Source organism: Streptococcus sp. HMSC065H07, from assembly GCF_001837325.1.
Classification (GTDB): domain Bacteria; phylum Bacillota; class Bacilli; order Lactobacillales; family Streptococcaceae; genus Streptococcus; species Streptococcus salivarius_H.
The window spans coordinates 78,234-78,928 of sequence record NZ_KV832042.1; the positions used below are offsets into that span (position 1 = coordinate 78,234).

Sequence of the window (695 nt, forward strand, 5' to 3'; positions counted from 1 at the left end):
AAATTACGATTAAAAATATAACTTTCACCTGAGTCCGAGAAAAAGAATAGAGTATCACCTGAAAGATCTAATACAGACGATTCTGTTCCTTTTTCTCTAGTTATAGCGTACGACCCGTCCTCATCATAGCTAATACCATCTATTTCCGGTGTATAAATCCAGCCATTATTCTCCATTAGCATAACGATATCCGGCTCTGTCCCCTCCTTATGAGGGATGTGCTGAGCATAATAAACAGAGTGGTATTTTAAATTAAAAAAAGTAAATAGGCTCATTCCTAAGACTGTAACCAGCCCTATAAATAGTCCTACAAAAATCCCTAAAATATTGCTTTTTCGCATTGTCATCTTCTCTTTCTTTTTCTATCTCCAATCGAATTTTTGACCGGATTAACAATAAACCATTGTACACTATTTTTAACAAGTCTTACAATTTAAGGATTAGTTACTTTGTGATTGCTCTAACATTTTTTATGAATAAGAAAAAATCAAGTCTTAACAAATTCCTCCAATACTTCTCCCCACTTTGTCAATCAAGCTAAACATAGTATAATAGTTGAGGTTTTGACTGCCTATTCTATAAGGCTAATTAAGGCATCAAAAAGTAAGAAACAAGGGCTAAGCCCTTGATATGAAAGGAATCTAGAAACTATTATGATGAACATGCAAAACTTGTTCCAAGAATTTTTTAGGCTT

The 695-nt window shown here is 33.4% G+C and carries 1 protein-coding gene; it reads right to left on the reverse strand.

Going from position 1 to position 695, the window contains the following annotated elements; translation table 11 throughout:
• Nucleotides 1-341 (reverse strand): hypothetical protein (locus HMPREF2637_RS08470; RefSeq protein WP_070839942.1); only part of this gene is annotated, 341 nt, incomplete at its 3' end.
• Between the last annotated feature and the right edge of the window lie 354 nt (nt 342-695).